1 protein-coding gene is annotated in these 612 nt (G+C 49.3%); it reads right to left on the bottom strand.

The features are described from left to right. The coding region (locus R7093_RS26390) for an IclR family transcriptional regulator (RefSeq protein WP_318147172.1) at window positions 1-612 on the bottom strand (612 nt) is incomplete at both ends.

The following is a 612-nucleotide window of genomic DNA, read 5'->3' as shown; positions in this document are numbered from 1 at the left end:
GTGGTAGTGCCCTTGCCGCCTGCAACACATGCAAAATAATGCGCTGCTTATCCTTTTCTACTCGGTGTGCCGGAGCCATAACCGAAACTGCGCCAACCAGCTTACTTCCTTTCATGACTGGCGCACTGATACCAGAAACACCAGGGTCAATCTCGGAGGTACTTACGGCATAGCCGTTCTTTCGGATTGTGGCGAGCTCTTCTTCCCATTCGTCTAAGCGATGATCTTGGCTAAAGTAACGTAAGATCTTTTCGCAACGACTTTGAGGCATAAAAGCGAGCATCACTTTAGATGAGGCGCCACGAAGCAGGGGTTGACTTTGACCCTGGACGAAGCTGCATCGTAGCGCCTGCATACTTTCTTTTTGTCTGACACAAAGCGCTCGATAACCCGATGGCACCATGTACGCCGCCATTTCCCCTGTTTGCTGCACCAAGCGCGCCAAGATGGTTTCAACCATATCAAGGCCGTGCTGAGCGGTTTCATAGCTGTGCATCAACAGTAAGGCTGCTGGTCCAACAACAAACGTCTTGTCGTGCACACTTTCTTCAATCAAGTTCCATTCTTTCAGCAGTTTTAGATGTCGATACAAACTGCTTAATGGAACGTTCA

It is taken from the genome of Vibrio sp. 1580, from assembly GCF_033340055.1.
Note: the sequence above shows the minus strand (reverse complement) of the source record. Positions and strands in the feature narration are given on the sequence as shown.